General features: G+C 70.1%; 18 protein-coding genes. 13 read left to right on the top strand and 5 right to left on the bottom strand.

Annotated elements, in window-relative coordinates:
* The first annotated feature begins 59 nt into the window (after positions 1 to 59).
* Positions 60 to 1355: a M20/M25/M40 family metallo-hydrolase gene (locus tag WYM_RS02465; protein WP_019179240.1), complete on the top strand. Its 1296-nt coding sequence runs from the start codon at positions 60 to 62 to the stop codon at positions 1353 to 1355.
* A 46-nt stretch (positions 1356 to 1401) separates the two neighbouring features.
* Positions 1402 to 2223, top strand: a complete 822-nt coding sequence (locus WYM_RS02460) for an undecaprenyl-diphosphate phosphatase (protein ID WP_019179239.1) — start codon at positions 1402 to 1404, stop codon at positions 2221 to 2223.
* Positions 2224 to 2295: 72 nt separating this feature from the next.
* Here the strand turns inward: WYM_RS02460 and WYM_RS02455 are convergent, their stop codons facing one another.
* Positions 2296 to 3159, bottom strand: coding sequence for a PAC2 family protein (locus WYM_RS02455; RefSeq protein WP_019179238.1), 864 nt, complete (start codon positions 3157 to 3159; stop codon positions 2296 to 2298).
* Positions 3160 to 3237: 78 nt separating this feature from the next.
* Here WYM_RS02455 and WYM_RS02450 point away from each other — a divergent pair, with 78 nt between their 5' ends.
* From WYM_RS02450 to lnt, 9 genes are all read left to right on the top strand, one after another.
* Positions 3238 to 3930 carry an HAD family hydrolase gene (locus tag WYM_RS02450; protein WP_019179237.1) on the top strand — a complete coding sequence of 231 codons (693 nt, stop codon included), beginning with the start codon at positions 3238 to 3240 and terminating at the stop codon, positions 3928 to 3930.
* Positions 3927 to 4973: a tRNA (adenine-N1)-methyltransferase gene (locus WYM_RS02445; protein WP_019179236.1), complete on the top strand. Its 1047-nt coding sequence runs from the start codon at positions 3927 to 3929 to the stop codon at positions 4971 to 4973. Before WYM_RS02450 ends, WYM_RS02445 begins: the two co-directional genes overlap by 4 nt.
* Positions 4974 to 4982: 9 nt before the next feature.
* Positions 4983 to 5939 (top strand): FKBP-type peptidyl-prolyl cis-trans isomerase, encoded by a 957-nt coding sequence (locus WYM_RS02440; protein WP_019179235.1) that lies wholly within the window; start codon positions 4983 to 4985, stop codon positions 5937 to 5939.
* A gap of 51 nt (positions 5940 to 5990) precedes the next feature.
* Entirely contained in the window at positions 5991 to 6986 is a 996-nt protein-coding gene (locus WYM_RS02435) for a helix-turn-helix transcriptional regulator (protein ID WP_019179234.1), read from the top strand.
* A gap of 41 nt (positions 6987 to 7027) precedes the next feature.
* Positions 7028 to 7945: a helix-turn-helix transcriptional regulator gene (locus tag WYM_RS02430; protein ID WP_051008039.1), complete on the top strand. Its 918-nt coding sequence runs from the start codon at positions 7028 to 7030 to the stop codon at positions 7943 to 7945.
* 74 nt (positions 7946 to 8019) lie between these two features.
* Positions 8020 to 8265, top strand: coding sequence for a Sec-independent protein translocase subunit TatA (gene tatA, locus WYM_RS02425; protein WP_019179232.1), 246 nt, complete (start codon positions 8020 to 8022; stop codon positions 8263 to 8265).
* Between the two features lie 67 nt (positions 8266 to 8332).
* The gene (tatC, locus tag WYM_RS02420; protein WP_026059486.1) at positions 8333 to 9091 is read left to right on the top strand and encodes a twin-arginine translocase subunit TatC; all 759 of its coding nucleotides are present in this window, start codon (positions 8333 to 8335) and stop codon (positions 9089 to 9091) included.
* Complete coding sequence (locus WYM_RS02415) at positions 9088 to 11586, top strand: DEAD/DEAH box helicase (protein WP_019179230.1); 2499 nt, start codon at positions 9088 to 9090, stop codon at positions 11584 to 11586. The genes tatC and WYM_RS02415 overlap by 4 nt, the downstream gene beginning before the upstream one ends.
* Before the next feature lie 36 nt (positions 11587 to 11622).
* A complete protein-coding gene (gene lnt / locus WYM_RS02410; protein WP_019179229.1) occupies positions 11623 to 13191 on the top strand; it encodes an apolipoprotein N-acyltransferase in 1569 nt (522 codons plus the stop codon).
* A gap of 23 nt (positions 13192 to 13214) precedes the next feature.
* Here the strand turns inward: lnt and WYM_RS02405 are convergent, their stop codons facing one another.
* From WYM_RS02405 to WYM_RS02390, 4 genes are all read right to left on the bottom strand, one after another.
* Positions 13215 to 13598 carry an RNA polymerase-binding protein RbpA gene (locus tag WYM_RS02405; protein ID WP_019179228.1) on the bottom strand — a complete coding sequence of 128 codons (384 nt, stop codon included), beginning with the start codon at positions 13596 to 13598 and terminating at the stop codon, positions 13215 to 13217.
* A gap of 127 nt (positions 13599 to 13725) precedes the next feature.
* A complete protein-coding gene (locus tag WYM_RS02400) occupies positions 13726 to 14505 on the bottom strand; it encodes a glycerophosphodiester phosphodiesterase family protein (protein ID WP_019179227.1) in 780 nt (259 codons plus the stop codon).
* Positions 14506 to 14511: 6 nt separating this feature from the next.
* Positions 14512 to 15588, bottom strand: coding sequence for an SPFH domain-containing protein (locus WYM_RS02395; protein WP_019179226.1), 1077 nt, complete (start codon positions 15586 to 15588; stop codon positions 14512 to 14514).
* Complete coding sequence (locus WYM_RS02390; RefSeq protein WP_019179225.1) at positions 15585 to 16082, bottom strand: NfeD family protein; 498 nt, start codon at positions 16080 to 16082, stop codon at positions 15585 to 15587. The genes WYM_RS02395 and WYM_RS02390 overlap by 4 nt, the downstream gene beginning before the upstream one ends.
* 44 nt (positions 16083 to 16126) lie before the next feature.
* Between WYM_RS02390 and WYM_RS02385 the strand changes: the two genes are divergently transcribed.
* Complete coding sequence (locus tag WYM_RS02385; RefSeq protein ID WP_026059485.1) at positions 16127 to 16912, top strand: SDR family oxidoreductase; 786 nt, start codon at positions 16127 to 16129, stop codon at positions 16910 to 16912.
* A gap of 6 nt (positions 16913 to 16918) precedes the next feature.
* Complete coding sequence (locus WYM_RS02380; protein WP_019179223.1) at positions 16919 to 18904, top strand: S9 family peptidase; 1986 nt, start codon at positions 16919 to 16921, stop codon at positions 18902 to 18904.
* Positions 18905 to 18968: the final 64 nt, after the last annotated feature.

Raw genomic sequence — 18968 nt, 5'->3', positions numbered from 1 at the left:
CTTCCGCGTTTCATGTCCGCGTTTCGAAGCGCCCGTGCCGAGGCGATAGGTTGGTCCGCATGCCCGAAGCCGAATTGCCGGAGGTCGCCGCAGTCGCTCGCGATCTGATCCGCTTCGACACCACGAACCACGGCGGCGGTCGTGCCGCCGGGGAGCGGGAGGCGGCCGAGTACGTCGGCGCCTATCTCGAGCGTCTGGGCCTCGCTCCCGAGTACTACGAGCCGATCCCGCGCCGCACCAACGTGATGGCACGTGTCCCCGGCCGAGACCGCGACAAGCCCGCGCTCGTGCTGCACGGGCACCTCGACGTGGTCCCCCCGATCGCCGAGGACTGGAGCGTCGACCCGTTCGCGGGCGTCGTGCGGGACGGGATGCTGTGGGGTCGCGGCGCCGTGGACATGAAGGATATGGACGCCATGATCCTGACCTCGGTGGCCGAGATCCTCCGTGCCGGCGAGGCGCCCGAGCGCGATCTGATCCTCGCGTTCTTCGCCGACGAGGAGAACGGCGGCGTCGAGGGCTCCGCGCTGGTCGTGCAGGATCGCCCCGAGTGGTTCGCGGGGGCGACCGAGGCGATCAGCGAGGTCGGCGGATACTCTCTGACGATCGGTGATCGCCGCACCTACCTCCTGCAGGTCGGGGAGAAGGCGCTGGTCTGGATCCGGCTCGTCGCCCGGGGTCGCGCCGCACACGGGTCGAGCCTGCACGCCGACAACGCGGTGACCGCTCTCGCCGAGGCCGTCGCGGCTCTCGGGCGGACCGCCTGGCCGGTGACGCTCACCGACACGACGCGCGAGATGACCGAGCGGCTCGCCGACCTGCTCGGTCAGAGCTCCGCGGACCCCGACGCGGTCGCGGCGGCTACGGGCGCGCCATCCGGATTCCTGCGCTCCACGCTCCGGACGACCACCAACCCGACCGGTCTGGTCGCCGGCTACAAGCACAACGTGATCCCCGACCGTGCCGAGGCGCTGATCGACGTGCGGGTGCTGCCCGGTACCGAGCAGGCCGCCCTCGCCGACATCCGACGCATCGTGGGCGCCGGTGTAGAGGTCGAGATCGTCCACCAGGACATCGGCCTCGAGGTCCCCTTCTCGGGCGATCTGGTCGACGCCATGGTGGCCGCGCTCGGCGTTCACGACCCGGATGCGCCGGTGATCCCGTACCTCATGGGTGGCGGCACCGACAACAAGGCGCTGGCGACGCTCGGCATCGCGGGCTACGGGTTCGCGCCGCTGCGGCTGCCCGCCGACCTCGACTTCACCGGCATGTTCCACGGCGTCGACGAGCGCGTTCCGATCGACGCGCTGGTGTTCGGCCAGCGCGTGCTCTCCGACCTGCTCCGCACGTACTGAAGACCCGCGGACGCCGCGACCCGGCGTCCTGCAGCGAAAGGCCCCCATGCTTCTCGAGGCGATCATCCTCGGCTTCGTCCAGGGACTGACCGAGTTCCTCCCGATCTCCTCCAGCGCGCATCTGCGCATCCTGGGCGAGTTCCTGCCGTCGGCGCAGGACCCCGGGGCGGCGTTCACCGCGATCACCCAGATCGGCACCGAGGCGGCCGTCGTGGTGTTCTTCTGGCGCGACATCGTCCGCATCATCGGCCAGTGGTTCCGCGCCCTGTTCGGGCGTATTCCGCGCAACGATCCCGACGCGAAGATGGGATGGCTGATCATCGTGGGCAGCATCCCGATCGTGGTGCTGGGCCTGCTCTTCCAGGATCAGATCGAGACCACGCTGCGGTCGCTGTGGATCGTCGCCGGCATGCTGATCTTCTTCGGCGTGCTGCTCGGGATCGCCGACCACGTCGGCGCGAAGAAGCGCAAACTGCACGACATCACGATCGGCAACGGCGTGATCTTCGGACTTGCTCAGTCTCTGGCCCTGATCCCCGGTGTGTCCCGCTCGGGCGGCACGATCACCGCGGGACTGTTCATGGGCTTCGAGCGTGCTGCCGCCGCCCGGTACGCGTTCCTGCTCGCGATCCCGGCGGTGTTCGGCAGCGGCTTCTACCAGCTGTTCAAGAACGCGGACGTCCCCGGTGTCTTCACCCTCGGCGAGACCGCCGTGGCGACCGGCGTGGCCTTCCTTGTGGCCCTCGGGGTGATCGCGTTCTTCATGAGCTGGATCTCCAAGCACAGCTTCCTGCCGTTCGTGGTGTACCGCGTCGCGCTCGGTTCGCTGCTGCTGGTGCTGCTGAGCGTGGGTGCGATCCAGCCGTAGCGACGGCGGTTCCTGAGGTCGCCGGCGGGCGCTTCGACGGACTCAGCGGTCGGAGGGCCGACCACCGGAGAGTCAGCGGCGCGGATCGTCGCGGCCGGGCTTGGTCGGCCCGTCGCCCCGTCGACGCAGGTACCGCTCGAACTCCTGCGCGATGGCGTCGCCCGATGCCTCGGGGGAGTCCCACGTGTCACGCGTGCGCTCGAGCTGGCGGATGTACTCCGTCATCTCCTCGTCGTCGGCCGCCGCGGCATCGATCGACGCCTCCCACGCAGCCGCCTCGGTCGCGAGCTCGCCGCGCGGGATCGGAGCCCCGGTGAGATCCTCGAGCCGGTCCAGCAGCGCCAGCGTAGCCTTGGGCGACGGCGTGTGCCCCGCGACGTAGTGGGGAACGCTCGCCCACAGGCTCGCCGACGGAATGCCCGCCGCGTCGGCGGCGGCCCCGAGCACGCTCAGGATGCCGACCGGCCCCTCGTAGGTGCTGCGCTCGAGGTCGAGCGCGCCCCGCAGCGCCTCGTTGTCGCTGCCGGCGAAGACCGAGATCGGGCGGGTGTGCGGCACGTCCGACATCATGGAGCCGATCGAGACGAATCCGGTGACATCCTCGCGCAGCGCGATGTCGATGAACTCCGACGCGAACGCCTGCCATGCGCGGGCGGGCTCGACACCGGTCAGGAGCCACAGCTGCGTGCCGCGTGTGGCGCGCGCCGGCCGCAGCAGCGTCGCCTCCGGCCACTGCAGGCTGCGACGCCCTTCGCCGTCGGAGGCGATGTGAGGACGCGTGTACTGGTAGTCGAAGTAGAGCTCGGGGTCCACGGAGAACACCGTCTCGTACGTACCGCCCTCGCGCAGGCGCGTGATGGCGGACGACGCGGCTTCTCCCGCATCGTTCCACCCGTCGAACGCGGCGACGAGAACACGGCGACCCAGTCCGTCCACAAGACCCCCTCCGCCCGCACGCTCCTTCGGCGAGCTTGTTCCAGAATAGGCCCGGCGGCCCCCGGGTAGGCTTGGACGGTGAATGCGCCGCGCCTCTCCGCCGTCCTGTGGGACATGGACGGAACCCTCGTCGACACCGAGCCGTACTGGATGGCCGCGGAGACTCCGCTCGTGGAGAGCTTCGGGGGAACGTGGTCGCACGAGCAGGCGCTGCGCCTGGTCGGGCTGGGGCTCGAGGACTCGGCCCGCATCTTCCAGGACGCCGGCGTGCGCATGAGCGTCGAGGGCATCATCGACCACCTCACCGACGACGTCATGGGCCGGCTCGCGCTCACCGGCGTGCCGTTCCGCCCCGGCGCCCGCGAGCTGCTCGCGGGCCTGCGGGAGGCGGGCATCAAGACCGGGCTGGTGACGATGTCGATGCGCCGCATGGCGACCACGGTGGTCGACCTCATCGACTTCGATGCCTTCGACGTGATCATCGCCGGCGACGATGCGACCAGGCCCAAGCCGTTCCCCGATCCGTACCTTCAGGCCTGCCAGGCGCTCGGCGTGACGCCCGAGCAGACCGTCGCCATCGAGGACTCGCCCAACGGGCTGCGTTCGGCCGTCGCGTCCGGCGCCTCTGTCATCGGCGTGCCCCTCATGGTCTCGATCGCCGGTGCCGGCGCACACGCCGTGTGGCCGACGCTGGAAGGTCGCACCGCCGACGACCTCGTGGCCTTCCACGCCGCCCACCGCGCCGGCGCGATCCCGGAGGCCGTCCGATGACCACGACCCTGAGCGGCCCCTTCCGCCTCGGCGACCGCGTGCAGCTCACCGGTCCAAAGGGCCGCCTGCACACCATCACGCTGCGCGCGGACGGCGAGCTGCACACGCACCACGGTGTCCTGCGCCACGCCGACCTGGTCGGCCAGCCCGACGGCTCGGTGGTCGCCAACAGCGGCGGCCACGAGTATCTCGCCCTGCGCCCGCTGCTGCGCGACTTCGTCATGTCGATGCCCCGTGGCGCGGCGATCGTGTACCCGAAGGACGCGGCGCAGATCCTCGCCGAAGCCGACGTCTTCCCCGGCGCGACCGTGGTCGAGGCCGGTGTGGGTTCCGGCGCGCTGTCGCTGTGGCTGCTGCGTGCCATCGGCGGGCAGGGCCGGCTGGTCTCGTTCGAGCGCCGGGAGGACTTCGCCGCTGTGGCGCGGGCGAACGTCGAGACCTTCCTCGGTGACGTGCCGCCCAACTGGGACGTCGTCGTCGGCGACCTCACCGCGGAGCTCCCGCAGGCGGTGGCCGCAGCATCCGTCGATCGCGTGGTGCTCGACATGCTGGCACCGTGGGAGTGCATCGACGTGGTGGCGGACGCTCTCACACCCGGTGGCGTGGTCGTCTGCTACGTCGCCACGGCGACGCAGCTGAGCCGTGTCGCCGAGTACATCCGCGGGACCGGGCTGTTCACCGAGCCCGATGCCAACGAGACCATGGTGCGCGGCTGGCACGTCGAAGGCCTGGCCGTGCGCCCCGATCATCGCATGGTGGCCCACACCGGGTTCCTCGTCTGGGCGCGTCGCCTGGCCCCGGGCGCCGTGCCGCCGGAGGTCAAGCGCCGCGCCTCCAAGTCCAGCTACGGCGACGAGGATGTCGAGCTGTGGACTCCCGGAGCGGTGGGCGACCGGCAGATCACCGACAAGAACCTTCGCAAGAGGGTTCGTGAAGCAGAGCGCGCCGCCGAAGGCGCGCGTCAGGCGGCGAATGCCGCGCCGGACGACGCCGCCGCTGCGGCAGAACCCGCCGCGACAGACGACGACGACCGTTCCGCCTAAACTGTTCCGGTGCGCTCCTTCTCCGCTGCCCTCGCCGTCCTCGGCCTGGTGACCGTCGGCCTCGCCGGCTGCTCGCTGCCGGGCTCCGCCGACTGCTCGCGCCCGGTCGTCTCCGACTCCGAGGTCATGGATCTCATCGACGTGACCGGCGACACCGACTCCGAGCCCGAGGTGGACGTCTACACTCCGCTGCAGACGTCGAGCCTCGCCTTCGCCGACGTCGAGACGGGCGAGGGGACCGCCATCACGACGCCGGAGCAGCTCGTCGTCATCGACGTGGCGCTGTTCAGCGGCAAGACGGGCGAGCCCCTCGTGGCGACGCCCTACGACGGCGATCTCTCGCGGGTGTACCCGGTGTCGCAGTGGACGCAGAATTTCCCCGGCTTCGAAGAGGCCCTCGACTGCGCCACCGAGGGGTCGCGGGTCGCGATCGCGCTCGCGCCGGAAGACATCGAGGCGCAGTCCGCCGCGAGCCTCGGTCTCGCCGAGAACGATTCGGCCGTCGCGGTCGTCGACGTGCGCAAGGTGTACCTGGCAGCCGCCGACGGCGCAGACCAGTTCAACAGCGGCACGGGCATGCCGGCCGTCGTCCGCGCACCTGGTGGTCGCCCCGGCCTCATCATGCCGGAGGGGGAGCCGCCCTCGGAGCTGACGATCCAGACCCTCAAGAAGGGCGATGGCCCCGAGGTGACCGGAGAGCAGCCGGTCCGCGTGCACTACACCGGGGTGGCGTGGGGAGAGGACGAGAGCTTCGACTCGTCGTGGGACTCGCAGCCCGCGTCGATGACCCTCGACGGCGTCGTCCCTGGCTTCGCACAGGCTCTCGAGGGCCAGACGGTCGGCTCGCAGGTGCTGGTCGTCATCCCGCCGGAGCTCGGCTACGGCGACCAGGAGCAGGGCAGCATCCCGGCGAACTCGACGCTTGTCTTCGTGATCGACATCCTCGGCCTGGACGAGGCGCCGTAGTCCTAGAGCGGCGAACCGCATCCGGCTCTCACGCGGATCTAAGATAGGCGAGTGCCTGCCACTGCGCCCGCGAAGATCCCGCCCGAGGAGCGGCTCGTCAACCTCGTGGTCGCCCTCATCGCGACCGATCAGGGGCTGACGAAGGACACGATCCTGACCTCTGTCGCGGGCTATCGCGAGCAGAGCGAGGCGGGCGCATCGAAAGACGCGCTCGAGAAGATGTTCGAGCGCGACAAGGAGAGTCTGCGCGGGCTCGGCGTGCCGATCGAGACGATCGGGGACTGGGCTGATCCCGATGATCTGCGTGAGGCGCGCTACCGCATCCCGAGCGCGGAGTACGAGCTTCCCGAAGACATCGAGTTCACTCCGGCCGAGCTGGCGCTTCTCAATCTCGCCGGCGGCGTGTGGAGTGAGAGCTCCATGTCGGATGACGCGCGCAGCGGACTGCGCAAGATCCGGGCGCTCGGCGACCTGGTCGATGAGCCGATCATCGGCTTCTCGCCGCGCCTGACGATGCACGAGCCCTCGTTCCCGGTGCTGCAGCAGGCGATCGAGCAGAGCCGCGTCGTGACCTTCCCCTACCTGAAGCCCGGTGAGGAGTCGCCGCGGGTGCGACGCGTGCAGCCGGTCGCGCTGGTCGAGTACGAGGGTCGCTGGCACGTGTTCGGCATCGATCGCGACGCCGGCGCCGACCGCACCTTCCTGCTGCCGCGCATCGTGGGACCGGTCGCCGTGACGAGGGAGTCGTTCGATCCGTCACTCCGTGACGGCGCCGGCGAGCGCGCGCTGGCGGGGCTGGAGGATGTCGCGGCGCGCCATTCGGCGCTCCTCGAGGTGAATCCCGGCACCGAGGCCGCTCTTCGCCTCGCGCGCCGAGCCCGCCCCGCGGAGCAGGGCATCCGCGTTCCCTACGTCGACGTGCACGTCCTGGCCGATGAGCTCGCCTCGTACGGACCCGAGGTCCGCGTGGTGGACCCGGCCGACCTGAGGGAGCTCGTCATCGAGCGGCTGGCGTCCACCCGCGACCTGCACGGCGGTGCGGCGTGAACGCCGGGAGACCGCTCGTGGCGACAGACCGCGCGGCGCTCATGCTCCAGCTGGTGCCGTACCTCATCGGCAAGGGCGAGGTCTCGCTCGCCGAAGCGGCCGACGAGTTCGACGTCTCACCTGAGCAGATGCGGGGGATGGTGGAGAAGCTCACCGTCATCGGGCTGCCGGGCGACCGCGGGTACTGGCAGATGTCCAACGACCTCTTCGACATCGACTGGGATCTGCTCGACGAGCGCGACCTCATCGTCATCACGAACGCGGTCGGGCTCGAGCGCGCTCCCAAGCTCACCGCGCGCGAGGCGGCTGCGCTTCTCGCCGGCCTGCAGCTGGCTCGGTCGATCCCGGGCGTGGGCGACACCGAGCTCTTCTCCGGGCTGCTCCGCAAGCTCGCACGCGGCGCCTCGAGCGCGCCGGCCGAGGTGATCCTCGCGCCCGAGCCGGTCGACACCGCCCGCGACCGGGTCGCCGACGCGCTGCGCCGCGGGGTGGCGCTCTCGTTCACCTACAAGGCCCCGGATGCCGCGCCCACCACCCGCACGGTGGATCCGGTCAAGGTGCACATCGCCAGCGGCCAATGGTATCTCCAGGGCTGGTGCCACCTCCGGGAGGCGATGCGCACGTTCCATCTGGACCGGGTGAGCGATCTGGAGCTGACCGACATCCCCATCGCCCACGCAGGGGAGCCGGCGCCCGAGTGGTTCGAGCCGACGGACGACGACGTGATCGCCCGCGTGCGCTTCCCCGCCTCGGTCGCACCGCTGCTGGGCGACTACCTGGAGCGCGCGACGCTCGAGACCTCGGCAGACATGACGACCGCCACGATGCGGGTCGCCGACGAGCTGAGCCTGCGCCGCCTGGCCGCGAAGCGCGGCGGTGTCGTCGAGGTGCTCGAGCCGTCGGCCGCACGCCGAGCCGTCGCGGAATGGGCCGAGGCCGGCCTGGCGCAATATCGGTGAGCGCGCGGCGTGCGCTCGTCGACGCAGGGTTAGACTGAGTCGCGTCCCCCTCTGACGAAACGACGGAGCTCACCATGTTGGGAAATCTCAACGGCTGGCACTTGCTGATTCTGCTCGTCGTCATCCTGCTGCTGTTCGGTGCGGCCAAGCTTCCCGCACTCGCCAAGAGCATGGGACAGTCGGCGCGCGTGTTCAAGGGCGAGATGAAGGCCATGAAGGAAGAGGACAAGCCCGCCGCGGGCGCCACCTCCAGCGTGGCCGACACGACGGCATCTCCGGCGCCCGGCACGACCGACGGCACGTCTGATCCCAAGCCCTAGCGGCATGGTCGCAACAGCCGGTTCCGTGCCCCTCGACGGGCCGGAGGCGCCCAAGCGTGACAAGCGCATGTCGCTCGGCCAGCACCTGGTCGAGCTGCGCAGGCGGCTGATGATCGCCGCCATCGCCCTGGTGCTCGGGATGGTGGTGGCCTTCATCATCACCGACCCGATCATCCACTGGATCACCGAGCCGATCCGCGTCATCGCCGAGAAGCGCGGCGACGACTTCTCGGCGCTGAACTTCGGGGCCGTCACGTCGGCGTTCGATCTGCGGATGCGGATCGCGTTCTCGATCGGCATCTTCCTCTCGGCGCCGGTGTGGCTGTGGCAGATCTGGGCGTTCATCATGCCTGGGCTCACCCGCAAGGAGATCCGTTACACGATCGCGTTCGTCGCGTCGGCCGTGCCGCTGTTCTTCGCCGGATGCTACGTCGGCGTGCTCATCGTGCCGCATGTGATCGAGCTGATGTGGGGCTTCACGCCGGAGGGCGCGGTGAACTTCTACAACGCGGCCGACTACTACGACTTCGTCTTCAAGCTGATGATCGTGATCGGCGTCTCGTTCGTGCTGCCGGTCTTCCTGGTCGCGCTGAACATCGCGGGCGTCATGTCGGGGCGGGCGATCCTCAAGGGCTGGCGTACCGCCGTCCTGATCGCGACGGCCTTCGCGGCCCTCGCCACGCCGGCCGCCGATGTCGTCAGCATGCTGATGCTCGCCGGGGTCCTGGTGGTGCTGTTCTTCGCCGCCGCCGGGCTGTCGATGCTCTTCGACCGGCGAAAGGCGAAACGCAACGCCAGCCTGCTGCCGCCCGAGGCGAGCGCATGATCGAGCCCAGTCCGGCGGAGCGGTACGCGCTCGCGCGCGAGACCGCGCAGCGGGACCGGAGCCATCCGATCACCACCGCGTTCGCAGAATCGCAGCGCTTCACGCTCGACCCGTTCCAGGTCGCGGGCTGCCAGGCCCTCGAAGACGGCCGCAGCGTCCTGGTGGCAGCGCCCACCGGTGCCGGCAAGACCATCGTCGGCGAGTTCGCCGTGCACCTGGCGATGCGCGAGCCGAGCGACAAGGCGTTCTACACCACGCCGATGAAGGCGCTGTCGAACCAGAAGTTCCGCGAGCTGCAGGACGTGTACGGAGCCGACCAGGTGGGGCTGCTCACCGGCGACACGAACATGAACGGCAACGCCCGCGTGGTCGTCATGACCACCGAAGTTCTTCGCAACATGCTCTATGCGAACTCTCCTGCGCTGCGCGGACTGCGGTACGTCGTCATGGACGAGGTGCACTACCTCGCTGACCGCTTCCGCGGTGCGGTGTGGGAGGAGGTCATCATCCACCTCGCCCCGAGCGTCCGGCTCGTCTCGCTGTCGGCGACCGTGTCCAACGCCGAGGAGTTCGGCGACTGGCTCGACACCGTCCGCGGCGACACCGAGGTGGTCGTCTCGGAGACGCGTCCGGTGCCGCTCGAGCAGCACGTGCTCGTCCGCGGCGACCTGCTGCCCCTGTTCGACGATCGGGCGGGTGTCGCGACGGCTCAGGTCAATCAGGAGCTGATGCGCATCCGGTCCGTGAAGGGACCCTCGTACGAGAGCAACCGCCGCGCCCAGGCCTCGAACAGCGCGCGGCACGCCGGGTACGAGGCATCACGCCGCAGGCCGCAGCGCGGCGGCACGCGGCCGGTGCGCTCGGCGAACGTGCAGCGGATCGAGCGGCTGGACCGCCCCGACGTCGTCGAGCTTCTGTCGCGGTCCAACCTCCTCCCCGCGATCTTCTTCATCTTCAGCCGGGCAGGCTGCGACGCAGCCGTCCAGCAGGTGCGTCGCTCGGGCGTGCGGCTCACCTCGCAGGAGGAGCGGCGCGAGATCCGAGCGATCGTCGAGGACCGGACGCGCAGCCTCCTCGAGGAGGATCTGGCGGTGCTCCGCTACTGGGAGTGGCTCGACAACCTCGAGCGCGGCGTCGCGTCGCACCACGCCGGCCTGCTTCCGGCGTTCAAGGAGGTGGTCGAGGAGCTGTTCCAGCGCAAGCTGGTCAAGGTGGTGTTCGCCACCGAGACGCTCGCCCTCGGCATCAACATGCCCGCGCGCACGGTCGTGCTCGAGAAGCTCGAGAAGTTCAACGGAGAGGCCCGCGTAGCCATCACCTCGGGGGAGTACACGCAGCTCACCGGCCGCGCCGGACGCCGTGGCATCGACGTCGAGGGCCACGCCGTCATCCAGTGGACCGAGGGACTGGATCCTCAGGCGGTCGCCGCGCTCGCGTCGCGGCGCACCTACCCCCTCAATTCGAGCTTCCGCCCCACCTACAACATGGCCGTGAACCTGATCGACCAGTTCGGCCGGCCGCGGGCGCGCGAGATCCTCGAGTCGTCGTTCGCCCAGTTCCAAGCCGACCGCTCGGTCGTCGGCCTCGCACGGCAGGTGCGGGAGCAGGAGGAGTCGCTCGCCGGGTACGAGAGGGCGATGACGTGCGACCGCGGCGACTACGCCGAGTACTCGGGCATACGTCGCGAGCTGAGCGATCTCGAGAAGGTCAACCGCAAGGACGCCGGAGCATCACGCCGCACGCGCGATGAGAGGCAGCGCCACCTGGCGAGTCTGCGCAAGCGGATGCAGCGGCATCCCTGTCACCAGTGCCCTGACCGGGAGAACCACGCGCGCTGGGCGGAGCGCTACTGGAAGCTCAAGCGCGAGATCGGCAAGCTCCGCCAGCAGATCGAGACCCGGACCGGAACGGTGGCGCGCATCTTCGACCGCGTCGTCGACGTGCTCGCCGAACTCGACTACGTGCGCGTCGACGATGACGGAACCAGCACGCTGACCCCCGCCGGGCGCACGATGCGGCGGATCTACGGGGAGCGCGACCTGCTGGTGGCCGAGTCGCTGCGTCGCGGGATCTGGAAAGACCTCGACGTGCCCGGACTGGCGGCCCTCGCGTGCGCGCTGGTCTACGAGCCGCGCCGCGACGACGCCGGACCGGGGGAGCGGGGCCTGCCCCGCGGCCCGTTCCGTGGCGCCTTCGCGGCGACCCTCGACCTCTGGCAGTCCCTCGACGACCTGGAACGCGAGCACCGGCTGCCCGGATCGGAGCCGATCTCGGCCAGTCTCGCTCCCGCGATGCACGCATGGGCGCGCGGGGGAATGCTCGACCGCGTGCTGAGCGAGGCCGACATGGCGGCCGGCGATTTCGTGCGCTGGGCGAAGCAGACGATCGACCTGCTCGATCAGCTGTCGCTCGTAGCCGATCAGCCCATCGCATCGACTGCGCGCAAGGCGCTCGACGCGGTGCGACGCGGCATCGTGGCGTACTCCGGGGTCTGAGCCTCGCGCGACCGGTGCTCGCTTAGGGTGGAATCCGTGCCACCCGCCGTCGCCCGCCCTCCGCTGCCGCTGTGGGCGGCAGTGCCGGTCTCGGCGGCCGGCGGCCTGCTGCTCGACGTCGCCTTTCCGTCGGTGGGCTGGTGGCCGATGGCGTTCGCGTCGGTGGCGCTGGGGCTCGTCGCGCTCATCGGCCGCAGCGTCGGCGGCGCGCTGCTGGCGGGTCTGGCCTTCGGCCTCGCGTTCTACCTGATGAACGTCGACTTCACCGCGGCGTGGGTCGGCCCACTGCCCTGGATCGCCCTGTCCGTCCTCGAGGCGGCCATCGTCGCCGGGGGAGCAGTCCTCGTCAGCCTGGCGTACCGCTGGGTGCCCCGCCTGGTCCACAGTCGGCGGGGACGCATGCTGGTGACCCCCGCGGTCGTTGCAGGCCTGTGGACGGCACGTGAGGCCGTCACAGGCGGCTTCCCGTACGGAGGCTTCCCCTGGGGGCGGGTGGGCACGAGCCAGGTGAGCGGGCCTCTTGCCGAGGTCGTGTCGTGGACGGGCACCGCGGGCCTGACCTTTCTCGTGGTGTTCGTCGTCGCGATGGCGATCGAGATCGTGCGGATGCCGCGCAGCCGACGGTCGCGCCGGTTCGCCGACTTGCTTCCCGCGATGTCGCTCGCCGTCTTCGTGGCGGTCCTCGCGGTGACACCGGCCTGGGCCACCACCGCCGACGGCACGATGCGCGTCGCGAGCATCCAGGGCAACGGTCCCGCCGGCTACTTCGATGAACGGCGGGCCGGGGACGTCCTGGAGACCCAGTTCGAGGCGACGATGCCGCTCTTCGGCGAGGACGACGTCGACGTCGTGCTGTGGCCGGAGGGAAGCGTCGACCTCGATCCGGAAGAGTCGCCCTCAGCGGCGTCCGCTCTCGACACCGTCGCCCGCCGCATGGATGCGCCGCTGGTCGCCAACCGCATCGATCAGCGCGGCGACGAGTACTTCAACATGTCGTTCGTGTGGCGGGAGGGCGAGGGCGTCGAGCAGTCGTACGACAAGCGCAACCCGGTGCCGTTCGGGGAGTACGTGCCCGACCGTGGGTTCTACCAGTCGATCGCCCCCGACCTCATCGGCATGATCGGACGGGACTACACCCCTGGTTCGAACGCCCCGGTGTTCGACATCGACGGCACGCTCGGCGGCCTCGCCATCTGCTTCGACGTCATCTACGACGCCCTCATCTGGGAGGGTGCCCGGGACGGCGCCGAGCTCTATCTGTTCCAGACCAACAACGCGGACTTCCGAGGGACGGACGAGAACCTGCAGCAGCTGGCCGTCGCGCGGCTGCGCGCGATCGAGACGGGACGCTCGGTGGTCAACCTGTCGACGGTGGGCACGAGCCAGGTCATCGCGCCGGACGGCACCACGATCGAAGGGCTTCGCGCCGACGCTCCGGGTCAGATGGTGACCGACGTGCCGCTTCGCACCGGCCTCACTCCCGCGGTCGTCGTGGGCGGCTGGGTGAATGCGGTCCTGTCGTGGGGAAGTGTCGCCGCCCTGGCGATCATCGGGGTGATGGTGCTCGTCCGGGGCCGCCGGGACGTGAAAACGCCGGCCCCGTAGGGCCGGCGTCACACGTCAGGGGCTCAGGCGCTGAGCTTGTCGACCGTCATGTCGTCACCCGAGCCGCGGCGGGCGCGGACGTAGGCGAGACGCTCTTCGAGGAGCTCTTCGAGCTCGGGAAGGGTGCGGCGCTCGAGCAGCATGTCCCAATGACTGCGCGGGACCTTGTCGCCCGAGTGGTCGACGCTCGCGGTGCCCTCGCCGACGCGCAGCAGCGCCTCAGCGCCGCACGTGCGGCATTCCCAGGCCGGGGGGACCTCGGCATCTGCCGCGAAAGTCAGATTGGTGTCACGTCCGCAGGACGTGCAGGTGTAGGTGTGCTGTGCGCGTTCATGGAACACGACGCCCTCTTCGCTCTGTAGGCTCTGGGCGCCGAGTCGGATGCCGCGCAGACTGCGGTCTGCCATTTTGTGGTCCTCTCGTCGCTGTACAGGTATAACGAAGCCACCTGTGGGGATCATCCGAAGCAGCCACGTTCAGCGGCGTTTCACAGTGGATGCACAGCGGGCACGGGGTTGCCGCCGGTCGGGTCGATCAGGCCAGGGTCGCGAGCGCGATATCGGCGCGATCCGTCACGATACCATCGACGCCCAGGGCCACGAGACGGCGCATGTCGTCCGGCTCGTTCACGGTCCACACGTGCACCTCGACGCCGTGACGGTGAGCCGCTTGGATGAGGCGGGGCGAGATCACGCGCAGGCGGCCCTGCCGCTCCGGCACCTGCAGGGCATCGACCGCACCGAGCGCCCGCGCGATCAGGCGGTCCGATCCCGTCGCGACGGCAGCGAGCACACGAGCGATGGTGCCGGTGCCGGCCGACGTCGCGGGGCGGATGCCGTCGCCGGCTGCCTGCGCCGCCGCAAGGGCCGCCCGGCGGCGGGCGTCCGAGAAGCTCGTGAGAAGCACCCGTTCGCCGTGCGCGGCGACCGCGGTGCCGACGGCGGTGGCGGCATCCTCCGCTTTCACGTCGAGGTTGAAGCGGACGGTGGGGAAGGTCTCGAGAGCCTGGCTGAGGGTGATGAGGCCTCCGCGATCGGCCATCAGGTGCTCGAGGTCTCGCACCGACACGGACGACACGGCGCGCGGGTCCCCGGTGACTCGAGACAGGTCGTCGTCGTGGAACAGCACGACCACCCCATCGGCAGTGAGGTGGCAGTCCGACTCGACGTACTCGGCACCCGCAGAGTGCGCTGCGGCGACAGCGGCGAAGGAGTTCTCCACGATGCCGGAGGCCGCCTCCTCGGCGGTGACGAGCCCGCGGTGCGCGAGGACGCGTGGCGTCGTCGCGGTGGCCTCGAACCAGGGGTGCGGCACCTCGGGTCAGCGGGGTGTCTCGTCGCCGCCCACGCCGCCGGGCGTGGACTCCCTGGCCTGAGCGGCGATGGAGTCCGCGGTGGATGCCGCAGCCTGCGCCTCGGCCAGCGCCTCGTCTGAGGTGGTGCTCGAGCGCTCGCGCACTCGCGAGGTGCGGTTCGGCGACGACGGTGAGGGCGACGGCGCTGCTCGTCCGCCGAACGCATCGCCGATTCCCTTGAGGGCCTCCGTCAGCTCGCTGGGGATGATCCACAGCTTGCTCGATGGGCTCTCGGAGATCTTCGGGAGCGTCTGCAGGTACTGGTAGGCGAGGAGCTTCTCGTCGGCGTCGCCGACATGGATCGCGTTGAAGACCATCTCGATGGCCTCTGCCTCACCCTGCGCACGAAGTACGGCGGCCTGCTTGTCGCCCTCGGCGCGGAGGATCTCGGCCTGCCGGCGGCCCTCGGCCTCGAGGATCTGCGACTGCTTCGAGCCCTCGGCGGTGAGGATCGCCGCACGGCGATCCCGCTCGGCGCGCATCTGCTTCTCCATCGAGTCCTGGATGGAGTGGGGCGGGTCGATGGCCTTGAGCTCCACACGACCGACACGGATGCCCCACTTGCCGGTCGCCTCGTCGAGGACGACGCGCAGCTGCCCGTTGATGTTGTCGCGGCTGGTGAGAGCCTCTTCGAGGTTCAGGCCACCGACCACGTTCCGCAGCGTCGTGGTGGTCAGCTGCTCGACGGCGCCCAGGTAGTTGGCGATCTCGTACGTCGCGGCGCGCGCGTCGGTGACCTGGAAGTACACCACGGTATCGATCGAGACGACGAGGTTGTCCTCGGTGATGACGGGCTGCGGCGGGAACGACACCACCTGCTCGCGCATGTCGATGAGGGGACGGAGTCGGTCGATGAAGGGAACGAGAAGGTTCAGGCCCGGAGTGAGCGTCTTGTGGTAGCGGCCGAGCCGCTCCACGATGCCGGCGTTGGCCTGCGGGATGATGCGGATCGAGCGTGCGATGACGACGAGCACGAAGATGAAGACCGCGATCGCGAGAAGCCACCCGATGGCGGTGGGGATGAAGGCGTCGAGATCGTTCATGCGCGGGGCTCCTCGCTTGCGGGGAATGGGCTGCCGGTCGGATCTACGGGGCGGACCACCGCAGTCGCACCGTGGATGCGGCTGACATGGACGTGCGTCCCAGGTTCGAGTTCACCGGCCTCGGTCCTGGCGGTCCACACGTCGCCGTTGACGAGTCTGACCTGACCGGAGTGGCCGCTGACCGTCGACAGCACTGTGCCGGCCAGGCCCACGAGCGCGTCGACGTTCGACAGCGTCGGATCTTCCCCACGCCGAAGTCGCCGCAGGAGGGGCGGTCTCAGGAAGAGGACGAGCACAGCGGCGACCGCGGCTGCGACGATGACCTGCAGCCACAGCGGCGCGCCGAGCAGGTCGGTTCCCAGCCCGGCGAGACCGCCGATGCTCAGCATGAGGAAGGTGAAATCGAGCGTGAGCATCTCGATCACCAGGAAGGCGAGAATCAGCACGAGCCAGCCGATCCACGCCCATTCTTCGACTGTCTGGATGAGCTCCACGATGCGCCTCCTCTGCCTTCGAACCTACCAGGTAGGGTCGATGGGTGACCGAGTCAAACACCCCGGCTTCCGCACCGCTACCCGCGAATTCCCTGAGTGGCAAGACCGCTCTCGTGACGGGCTCGTCCCGCGGCATCGGCGCCGATACCGCCCGCTACCTCGCGCAGGCCGGCGCGAACGTCGTCATCAACTACCGCAACAAGGCCCCGCGCGCCGAGAAGCTCGCCGCCGAGCTTCGCCGGCTCGGAGTCGAGGTGCTGGTGGTGGGAGCCGACCTCACCGACACCGCCTCGGTGCAGGCGATGTTCGACGAGGTGAAGAGCGCCTTCGGCGGTCTCGACGTGCTGGTGCTCAACGCATCGGGCGGCATGGAGTCGGGCATGGCCGAGGACTACGCGCTGCAGCTGAACCGCGATGCACAAGTGCGCGTGCTCGAGACGGCACTGCCGCTGCTCGACGCCGGCTCGCGCGTCGTGTTCGTGACGAGCCACCAGGCGCACTTCATCCGGACCACCCCGACGATGCCGGAGTACGAGCCGGTGGCGCTGTCGAAGCGGGCCGGCGAGGACGCGCTCCGCGAGCGCCTCCCGGAGCTCAGCGAGCGCGGTGTCGAGTTCGTCGTGGTGTCGGGCGACATGATCGAGGGCACCATCACGGCGACGCTGCTCGAGCGCGCCAACCCGGGCGCCATCGCCACGCGGCGCGAGTCGGCGGGCAAGCTGTACAACGTCTCGGAGTTCGCCGCCGAGATCGCGGCGGCCGCACTGGACCCCGTCCCCGCCGACAACACCCGCCTCGTCGGCGACGTCTCGTCGTTCACGGGGGAGTGAGCTCCCGTGCGCGCTGACGACATCGAGAAGCTCGTCTCCGTCGGTCGTCCGGTCATCGCACCCGACGGCTCGTTCGCGGTCTTCGCCTCCTCGCGACCCGACCTCGCCGCCAACCGCGCGGTCGGACAGCTGTGGCGCATCGACCTTCCCGACGGCACGCCGCGACGGCTGACCCGGGGGACCGCGGATGCCGCTCCGCGCCTGTCTCGCGACGGCGCCCGCCTCGCGTTCCTCCGCGCCGATGCCAAGGGCAAGCCGCAGATCCACGTCGTCGACGCGCGCGGGGGCGAGCCGATCCAGGCGACCGAGGCGCCGCTGGGCGTCGAGGACTTCGCATGGTCGCCGGACGGCTCGTCGCTGGCTTATCTCGGGCGCGTTCCCGAGAAGGGCCGCTACGGCAGCGTCGAGGGACTGGATGCCGCAGCCGAGGCGCCGCGCCATGTCACCGGCATCCGCTGGCACGCCAACGGGCTCGGCTACGTCGCCGACCGCCCCGCCCACGTGTTCGTCATCTCCGCTCCGGCCACGGACGCCGAGCCGTTCTACGAGCCCGCGGCCGCCGTGCGCGCTGACGACGACTCCGCCCCGGCGAAGATCCTCGTCGCCGCCGAGGGCCGCCGGCTGACCGACGGGGCCGCCTCGCACGGTGGACTCGCCTTCACGGCGGACGGCCGCGAGGTGCTGACCGTCCCGGACGAGATCGAGCACGACCGTCGCGATCTGCGCTCACGGATGATCGCGGTCGCCGTCGACGGCTCCGGGGAGCGCGAGCTGCTCGGTGCGGATGCCGGCCTGTCGCTGCTCGGCCTCGAGGTCGCTCCTGACGGTGCGATCGCACTGCTCGCCCACGACGTCGGCGACGGCGTGGATTTCGTGGCGCCCGGCGTGGCGCTGTGGCTGCTCGAGAACGGCGCGCCGCGTCGCCTCACCGACAGCGAGACCGTCGACCTCGGCGAGGTCGGCAGCCACATCACCGCGATCGGCGATGAGTTCCTCGTGCAGGACCGCGCCCGCGGGCGGGTGCGGCTTCTGCGCGTCACGCGCTCAGGTGAAGTCTCAGAGGTCCTCGGTGGCGACGTCGAGGTCGCGGGGCATGCGGCTGCCGCCGGACGGATCGTGGCGTCCGTCGCTCGTCCCGATTCGGCCGGCGAGCTCGTTCTCGTGGACGGGTCGGAGGAACGCATCCTGACCGCTTTCGGTGCGGCGGCTGCGGCATCCGGCATCGTTCTGCCCCGCGAGCTGACCGTTGCCGGGCGCGACGGCTATCCGGTGCACGGCTGGGTCGCGTCGCCGGAGGGCGACGGACCGTTCCCTGTGATCCTCCAGATCCACGGCGGGCCCTACGCCTCCTACGGCGTCCACCTCTTCGACGAGACGCAGGTGCTCGTGGACGAGGGATACGCGGTCGTCTACTGCAATCCGCGCGGATCGGCGGGCTACGGGCGTGCCCACGGCCGCAGCATCCGTCAGCAAATGGGAACCGTCGACTTCGCCGACGTCATCGACTTCCTCGAGGGAGCGGTCGCCGACGACGGCCGTCTCGACGGCGAGCGTGTCGGGATCATGGGCGGGTCGTACGGCGGCTACCTGACCGCGTGGGTGATCGCGCACGATCACCGATTCGCCGGCGCCATCGTCGAGCGCGGCTTCCTCGACCCGGTGACATTCCAGGGCACGAGCGACATCGGCACGTTCTTCGGTGACGAGTACGTCGGTGTCTCGACGGACGACATGGCGCGGCAGAGCCCGATGGCGGTGGTCGGTCAGGTCACGACGCCCACCTTCGTGGTTCACTCCGAGCTCGATTTCCGCTGCCCGCTGGAGCAGGCGACGCGCTACTACTCGGCACTCAAGCGACAGGGGACCGAGGCCGAGCTGCTCGTTTTCCCCGGCGAGAACCACGAGCTGACCCGCTCGGGGCAGCCGCGACACCGGGTGCAGCGCTTCGATGCGGTGCTGGACTGGTGGCGTCGCCACCTGCCTGTCGGCTGACATCGACGCGATGACGAAACGGCCCCGGGAGCGATCGCTCCCGAGGCCGTTCGCGTACCGCGTG

It is taken from the genome of Microbacterium yannicii PS01 (assembly GCF_000304335.1).
GTDB lineage: Bacteria > Actinomycetota > Actinomycetes > Actinomycetales > Microbacteriaceae > Microbacterium > Microbacterium yannicii_A.
Note: the sequence above shows the minus strand (reverse complement) of the source record. Positions and strands in the feature narration are given on the sequence as shown.